The sequence below is a fragment of the Mycobacterium sp. E3247 genome (assembly GCF_001667785.1).
Lineage (GTDB): Bacteria > Actinomycetota > Actinomycetes > Mycobacteriales > Mycobacteriaceae > Mycobacterium.
On the sequence record NZ_LZJG01000554.1, the window covers coordinates 49,194 to 57,553 of the forward strand.

The following is an 8,360-nucleotide window of genomic DNA, read 5'->3' on the forward strand; positions in this document are numbered from 1 at the left end:
GAAAGCGCTGTGGCTACCTCGATGAGGTCCTTTCGTATGCACGCGATGGGCGCGGAACGGAGACAAGATGGGCGTGTTGGCATTCGTACTGCTCACGGTGGCGGTGTTCGCCGTACTGGGCTTGGTGCAGAAGTTGGTCGAGCGGCTGTGAACTACGAAAACATCGTCGGTTTGGTGCTTTCCGTCGTGCTTGCCTTGTTCCTCGGGTGCGCCTTGTTGTTCCCGGAGAGGTTCTAGTGAGCACAACAACAGCAGGCGTCATCTTCCTGCTCGTCCTCGTCGTGGCCTTGGTGCTGGTGCACGTGCCCTTCGGTGACTACATGTACCGGGTCTACACCTCAGACAAGGACTCCTATGTCGAGCGCGCGATCTACCGGTTAATCGGTGTTGACTCCCGCTCGGAGCAGACGTGGGGGGCCTACGCGCGAAGCGTCTTGGCGTTCTCGTCGATCAGCATCCTGTTCCTGTTCGTGTTCCAGCTCGTGCAGGGCAAGCTGCCGCTGCACTTGCATGACCCCGCGACGCAGATGACCCCGGGGCTGGCGTGGAACACCGCCGTCAGCTTCGTTACCAACACCAACTGGCAGGCCTATTCCGGCGAATCGACACAGGGCCATCTGGTGCAGATGGCCGGGCTGGCGGTGCAGAACTTCGTCTCGGCCGCGGTCGGCATGGCGGTGGCGATCGCGCTGGTGCGCGGGTTTGCGCGCAGGCGCACCGGCGATCTCGGAAACTTCTGGGTCGACCTGGTTCGGGGCACGCTGCGCATCCTGCTGCCCATCGCGGTCCTAGGCGCGATCGTGCTGGTCGCAGGTGGAGCGATTCAGAACTTCCACCTGAACGACCAAGTCGTCACCACCCTCGGCGGCACCCAACAAACCATCACCGGCGGCCCGGTCGCCAGCCAAGAAGTCATCAAGGAGCTCGGCACCAACGGCGGCGGCTTCTACAACGCGAACTCCGCCCACCCGTTTGAGAACCCCAACGCGTGGACGAACTGGATTGAGATATTCCTCTTGCTGGTGATCAGCTTCTCGCTGCCACGCACGTTCGGGCGCATGGTGGGTAACACCAAGCAGGGCTACGCGATCGCGTCGGTCATGGCGTCGCTGTACTTGATCAGCGTGACATTCATGATGTGGTTCCAGCTCCAGCATCACGGCACGGTGCCGACCGCGATCGGCGCGGCGATGGAAGGGGTCGAGCAGCGGTTCGGTGTCGCCAACTCTGCGGTGTTCGCCGACTCGACGACGCTCACCTCCACCGGCGCCGTCGACTCGTTCCACGACTCTTACACCAGCCTCGGCGGGATGATCACCATGTTCAACATGCAGCTGGGTGAAGTCGCGCCCGGCGGCACCGGCTCGGGCCTCTACGGCATGCTGGTCCTGGCGGTGATCACCGTATTCGTTGCGGGGCTGATGGTCGGGCGCACCCCGGAATACCTCGGCAAGAAGATTAATCCTCGCGAAATCAAGCTTGCCGCAAGCTATTTCCTGGTTACGCCGCTGATCGTCTTGACCGGCACCGCGATCGCGATGGCGCTACCGGGAGAGCGCGCCGGGATGCTGAACACCGGCCCGCACGGCCTGTCCGAAGTCCTCTACGCGTTCACGTCGGCGGCCAACAACAACGGGTCCGCCTTCGCCGGCATCAGCGTCAACACCAACTGGTACAACACCGCCCTCGGCTTGGCCATGGTGTTCGGCCGATTCCTGCCGATCGTGCTCGTCCTGGCCTTGGCCGGCTCACTGGCCAGGCAGGGCATGACGCCCGAATCGGCCGGCACTCTGCCCACCCATCGGCCACAGTTCGTCGGAATGGTCGCCGGCGTCACCCTGATCCTTGTAGCCCTCACCTTCCTGCCCATGCTTGCTCTCGGGCCTCTCGCCGAAGGAATCCACTGATGACTGCCTCCACCATCGACACGGCTGAGGAGACCCAGCCGACGGAGCACACAAGCACAAAACGGGTGCAGGGCGGCCTGCTCGACCCGAAGATGCTGTTGAAGTCGACACCCGATGCGCTGCGCAAACTCGACCCGCGCACCCTGTGGCGCAACCCGGTGATGTTCATCGTTGAGATCGGGGCCACCTGGAGCACCGTGCTCGCGATCATCAACCCGACCTGGTTCGCATGGTTGATCGTGATCTGGTTGTGGCTAACCGTATTGTTCGCGAACCTCGCGGAGGCAGTAGCCGAAGGCCGCGGCAAGGCTCAGGCAGAAACGCTGCGGCGAGCCAAGAGTCACACGTTGGCGCGACGGCTCAAGGACTGGAGGCCAGGCGCGCCGGTCACCGAAGAAGAGGTCGCGGCACCGCTGCTGCAACAGGGCGACATCGTCGTGGTCGAAGCCGGGCAGGTGATACCGGGCGACGGCGACGTCGTCGAAGGCATTGCCTCCGTGGACGAATCGGCGATCACCGGCGAGTCCGCGCCCGTGATCCGCGAGTCCGGTGGTGACCGCTCGGCGGTCACCGGAGGCACCACCGTGCTGAGCGACCGGATCGTCGTGCAGATCACCCAGAAGCCCGGGGAAAGCTTCATCGACCGAATGATCGCCCTCGTCGAGGGCGCCAACCGGCAGAAGACCCCCAACGAGATCGCGCTGAACATCCTGTTGGCCGCGCTGACGATCATCTTCGTCTTCGCCGTTGCCACCCTGCAGCCGCTGGCGGTCTATTCGAAAGCGAACAACCCGGGCGTCCCGGACACCCAGGCGCTCAACGCAAATGGCGTCACCGGAATCGTGATGGTGTCGCTGCTGGTGTGCCTGATCCCCACCACAATCGGCGCGCTGCTGTCGGCCATCGGCATCGCCGGGATGGACCGGCTGGTCCAGCGCAACGTGCTCGCCATGTCCGGGCGCGCGGTTGAAGCGGCGGGCGACGTCAACACACTGTTGCTCGACAAGACGGGGACCATCACCCTCGGCAATCGACAGGCTGCCGCCTTCGTCCCCCTCGACGGGGTCACGAATGAGCAACTTGCCGATGCCGCTCAGTTGTCCAGCCTCGCCGACGAAACACCGGAGGGACGCTCGATCGTCGTCTACGCGAAGCAGCACTTCGGGCTGCGCGCGCGCACACCCGGCGAACTCTCCCAGGCCCAATGGGTGGCCTTCTCTGCCACGACCCGCATGTCGGGTGTCGACCTCGACGGGCATCTGCTGCGCAAGGGTGCGGCCAACTCGGTCGCGGAATGGGTACGCGGCCAAGGCGGCAAGGTGCCCCACCAGCTCGGCGAGATTGTCGACGGCATCTCCGCCGCCGGCGGCACCCCGCTCGTCGTCGGGGAGTGCCGTGACGGCGCGGCGGCGGTGCTAGGTGTCATCCACCTCAAGGACGTCGTCAAGCAGGGCATGCGGGAACGCTTCGACGAAATGCGCAAGATGGGCATCCGGACGGTGATGATCACCGGGGATAACCCGCTGACCGCCAAAGCGATTGCCGACGAGGCAGGTGTCGACGACTTTCTGGCCGAGGCCACTCCCGAGGACAAACTCGCGTTGATCAAGCGCGAGCAGGAAGGCGGCAAGCTAGTCGCGATGACCGGCGATGGCACCAATGACGCGCCGGCCCTGGCTCAGGCCGACGTGGGCGTGGCGATGAACACCGGCACGTCGGCGGCAAAAGAGGCCGGCAACATGGTCGACCTCGACTCCGACCCGACCAAGTTGATCGAGATCGTCGAGATCGGCAAGCAGCTGTTGATCACCCGCGGCGCGCTGACCACCTTCTCGATCGCCAACGACATTGCCAAGTACTTCGCGATCATCCCGGCCATGTTCGTCGCGCTGTTCCCGGGACTGGACATGATCAACATCATGCGGCTGCACAGTCCGCAGTCGGCGATCCTGTCGGCGGTGATCTTCAACGCGGTCGTCATCGTGGCGCTGATCCCGTTGTCTTTGCGCGGCGTCCGCTACACACCGAGCAGCGCGTCAAAATTGTTGAGCCGCAACCTCTACATCTACGGTCTCGGCGGCATCGTGGCCCCGTTCATCGGAATCAAGGCGATCGACCTGATCATCCAATTCGTCCCAGGGATGTCCTGACATGAAATTCTCGAATTTCGTCCGCGTGCATTGGGCGGCCTTCCGCGCGCTGCTGGTGCTGACCGTGATCACCGGTCTCGCCTACCCGTTGCTCATCTGGCTGGTCGCACAGCTGCCCGGACTGCACGACAAGGCCGAAGGATCGATCCTCACGGCCAACGGAAAGCCGGTCGGCAGCCGCCTGATCGGTCAGCTGTTCACCGATAAGGACGGCAACCCGCTGCCGAAGTACTTCCAGAGCCGCCCCTCGGCGGCCGGCACGGGCTACGACCCGACGTCAACGAGCGCAAGCAACCTCGGGCCGGAGAGCATCGTCGACACACCCGCCGATCCCGCGCAGCTGACGACGGGCAAGTCCGCGTCTGACGCGGGATTCAAGCCGGGCCTGTTGACGACGGTGTGTTCGCGCAGCACCGCGGTGGGCCAGCTCGAGGGTGTGGACGGATCGCGACCGTTCTGCACCGGCGGCGGTGTGGGTGCCGTTCTTTCGGTGATCGGACCCCGTGACGCGCGCGGAAACGTCGTCCATCCCACCCGGGTGGTCAGCGTCAACGAGCCGTGCCAGACGACACCGGCACCGTTCCTTACGCTCTACGAGGGGGTCCGCGTCGAATGCGCAAAGTACGGCGAGGACTACTCGATCGGCCAGATCGTGCCCATCCGCGGCGCCGCACCGGCAGACCCCGCCGTGCCCGCCGACGCCATCACCGCCAGCGGCAGCGGCCTCGACCCGAATATCTCGCCTGCCTACGCCGCAATCCAAATCCCCAGGGTGGCCAAGGCCCGGCACGTCAGTCCGGATCAGATACGCGCGGTGGTAGCCCAGTACACAAGCGGCCGCACTCTTGGTTTGTTCGGTGAACCTTGCGTCAGCGTGTTGCAGTTGAACCTGCAACTCGATCAAAAATATCCAGTCTCGAGCTAGGGCGATAGGTGGATGATGGTTGACGTGAGTGTCGTTGACCACCGTCCCAAGCGCGGCGAGCTGCGGATTTACCTCGGTGCGGCTCCTGGCGTCGGTAAGACGTATGCGATGCTCGGCGAGGCGCATCGCCGGCTTGAACGCGGCACCGATGTGGTGGCGGGCGTCATCGAGACGCACGGAAGGGCGAAAACCGCTGAGCTTCTTGAGGGCATCGAGTTCATCCCGCCGCGCTTCATTGAATATCGCGGCGGCACCTTCCCCGAGCTCGACGTCCCGGCCGTCCTGGCGCGCAGACCCCAAGTCGTCCTGGTCGACGAGCTCGCGCATACCAATACCCCGGGCAGCAAGAACGCCAAGCGCTGGCAGGACGTCGAGGAACTGCTCGACGCCGGGATCACGGTGATCTCCACCGTCAACGTCCAGCACCTCGAGAGCCTCAACGACGTCGTCGCGCAAATCACCGGCATAGAACAAAAGGAGACGATCCCGGACTCAATAGTCCGGCAGGCCTCGCAGGTCGAGCTCATCGACATCACACCGGAGGCGTTGCGCCGCAGGCTTTCCCACGGCAACGTCTACGCCCCAGAGCGCATCGACGCGGCGCTGTCAAATTATTTCCGGCGCGGAAACCTCACCGCCTTAAGAGAATTGGCGCTGCTGTGGCTGGCTGACCAGGTGGACACGGCGCTCGCCAAGTACCGCGCGGAGAACCAGATCACCGACATGTGGGAGGCGCGCGAGCGAGTCGTGGTCGCGGTAACCGGCGGCCCGGAATCGGAAACGCTGGTTCGACGGGCATCTCGGATCGCGTCGAAGTCCAGCGCGGAGCTCATGGTGGTGCATGTGATCCGCGGCGACGGCCTGGCCGGCCTGTCGGAATCCCGGATGGCGAAGATCCGTGAGTTGGCGAGCAGCCTCGACGCCTCACTGCACACCGTAGTCGGCGACGACGTGCCCACTGCCCTGCTCGATTTCGCCCGCGAGATGAATGCCACACAGTTGGTGATCGGCACCTCTCGACGGTCCCGGTGGGCGCGCATCTTCGAGGAGGGGATCGGCGCGACGATCGTCGAGCGGTCTGAAAAGATCGACGTGCACCTCGTCACCCACGAGGAATCCAAACGCGGCTTCCGCGCGGCGTCGATCTCACCGCGCGAAAGACGGGCCGCATCGTGGCTTGCGGCACTCATTGTGCCGTCGGCCATCTGTGCCGTCACCGTGAACTTTCTCGACCCGTATCTGCAAACGGCCGGCGAAAGCGCCTTATTCTTCGTCGGGGTTCTGCTGGTGGGCCTGCTGGGAGGAGTTGCGCCAGCGATCCTTTCGGCGGTGCTGTCCGGGCTGCTGCTGAACTACTTCCTGACAGCCCCCCGGCACAGCTTTACCATCGCCGAACCCAACGCCGCGGTCACCGAACTGGTGCTGCTGATGATCGCGGTCGCTGTCGCGGTCCTCGTCGACGGCGCGGCCAAACGCACCCGGGAAGCCCGTCGCGCCTCCCAGGAGGCCGAGCTGCTGACCCTGTTCGCGGGCTCCGTCCTGCGCGGGGCCGATCTCGAGACGCTCCTCGACCGGGTGCGCGAGACCTACGCACAGCGCGCGGTCAGCATGCTGCGCGAACCAGCCGAGGAGGACCGCGCCGAGGGCAAGAAGGCCGACGTCGTCGCGTGCGTGGGCAGGGATCCGTGTGTCACCGTCGCCTCCGCCGACACCGCGATCGAGGTCGGCGACGACGAGTTCTGGATGTTGTTGGCGGGTAGGAAGCTTTCGGCCCGCGATCGCCGGGTGCTGAGCGCGGTGGCCAAGCAGGCCGCGGGGCTGATCCGGCAGCGAGAGCTGGCCGAGGAGGCCAGCCGGGCCGAGGCGATCGTGCGGGCCGACGAGCTGCGGCGCTCCCTGCTGTCGGCGGTCAGCCACGACCTGCGCACGCCGCTGGCGGCGGCCAAGGTCGCGGTGTCCAGCCTGCGCGCCGAGGACGTCGCCTTCTCCCCCGCGGACACGGCGGAACTGCTGGCGACCATCGAGGAGTCGATCGACCAGCTGACGGCGCTGGTCGGCAACCTGCTCGATTCGTCGCGCCTGGCCGCCGGTGTGGTGCGCCCGGACATGCGAAGGGTGTATCTGGAGGAGACCGTGCAGCGGGCGCTGATCAGTATCGGCAAGGGCGCCACCGGCTTCTATCGATCCGCCATCGATCGGGTCAAGGTCGATGTGGGTGACGCCGTGGTGCTGGCCGACGCGGGGCTACTCGAGCGCGTGCTCGCCAACCTGATCGACAACGCGCTGCGGTACGCACCCGACTGTGTGGTTCGGGTCAACGCGGGTCGCGTGGGCGACCGCGTCCTGATCAACGTCATCGACGAGGGGCCCGGCATCCCGCACGGGACCGAAGACCAGATCTTCGAAGCGTTTCAGCGCCTCGGCGACCACGACAACACCACGGGGGTGGGCCTGGGCATGTCGGTCGCGCGCGGCTTCGTCGAGGCCATGGGCGGCACGATCGCGGCCGGCGACACTCCCGGCGGCGGCCTCACCGTGACGGTGGAACTGGCCGCGCCAGAAATGGTCGGGGCGCAATGACCCGGGTATTGGTGATCGACGACGAGCCGCAGATCCTGCGCGCGCTGCGCATCAACTTGTCCGTGCGAGGTTACGAGGTGATCACCGCGTCCAGCGGTGCCGGCGCGCTGCGCGCCGCCGCCGAGCACAGACCCGACGTGGTGATCCTCGACCTGGGCTTGCCGGACATCTCCGGAATCGAGGTGCTGGCCGGGCTGCGGGGCTGGCTCACCGCGCCGGTGATCGTGTTGTCGGCGCGCACCGACTCGTCCGACAAGGTGGAGGCCCTCGACGCCGGGGCCGACGACTATGTGACGAAACCCTTTGGGATGGACGAGTTCCTGGCCAGGCTCCGGGCGGCCGTCCGCCGCAACACCGCGGTGTCCGAGCTGGAGCAACCGGTGATCGAGACGGAGGCGTTCACCGTCGACCTGGCTGCCAAGAAGGTCACCAAGAACGGCGCCGAAGTCCACCTGACGCCCACCGAGTGGGGGATGCTGGAGGTGCTGGTCCGCAACCGCGGCAAGCTGGTCGGCCGCGAAGAGCTCCTCAAAGAGGTGTGGGGCCCGGCGTATGCCACCGAAACGCATTATCTAAGAGTCTATTTGGCGCAGCTGCGACGCAAACTCGAGGACGACCCGTCCCACCCCAAGCACTTGGTGACCGAATCGGGGATGGGTTACCGCTTCGAGGCGTGAGTGTTTGCGCGGCCGACGCCGCGCGCCCGACGCCGCGGTCGGCGACCGACGTCCTGGTCACATCGGTCACTTCCGCCCCGCGTCGGAGCAATCGTCGATGTGCCCGCCTCACAGCGACTTT

General features: G+C 65.6%; 6 protein-coding genes. All 6 read left to right on the top strand.

Going from position 1 to position 8,360, the window contains the following annotated elements; genetic code table 11:
• Window positions 1–45: 45 nt before the first annotated feature.
• The 6 genes from A9X04_RS32505 to A9X04_RS28505 are packed head-to-tail and all read left to right on the top strand — an operon-like array spanning window position 46 to window position 8,239.
• Window positions 46–237, top strand: coding sequence for a potassium-transporting ATPase subunit F (locus A9X04_RS32505; protein ID WP_369829033.1), 192 nt, complete (start codon window positions 46–48; stop codon window positions 235–237).
• Entirely contained in the window at window positions 237–1,907 is a 1,671-nt protein-coding gene (gene kdpA / locus A9X04_RS28485) for a potassium-transporting ATPase subunit KdpA (protein WP_067928262.1), read from the top strand. Before A9X04_RS32505 ends, kdpA begins: the two co-directional genes overlap by 1 nt.
• A complete protein-coding gene (gene kdpB, locus A9X04_RS28490) occupies window positions 1,907–4,057 on the top strand; it encodes a potassium-transporting ATPase subunit KdpB (protein WP_067928264.1) in 2,151 nt (716 codons plus the stop codon). Before kdpA ends, kdpB begins: the two co-directional genes overlap by 1 nt.
• A gap of 1 nt (window position 4,058) precedes the next feature.
• Complete coding sequence (locus tag A9X04_RS28495; RefSeq protein ID WP_067928267.1) at window positions 4,059–4,982, top strand: potassium-transporting ATPase subunit C; 924 nt, start codon at window positions 4,059–4,061, stop codon at window positions 4,980–4,982.
• Between the two features lie 12 nt (window positions 4,983–4,994).
• The gene (locus tag A9X04_RS28500) at window positions 4,995–7,562 is read left to right on the top strand and encodes a sensor histidine kinase KdpD (protein WP_067928270.1); all 2,568 of its coding nucleotides are present in this window, start codon (window positions 4,995–4,997) and stop codon (window positions 7,560–7,562) included.
• A complete protein-coding gene (locus tag A9X04_RS28505) occupies window positions 7,559–8,239 on the top strand; it encodes a response regulator (RefSeq protein ID WP_067928272.1) in 681 nt (226 codons plus the stop codon). Before A9X04_RS28500 ends, A9X04_RS28505 begins: the two co-directional genes overlap by 4 nt.
• Window positions 8,240–8,360 lie beyond the last annotated feature (121 nt).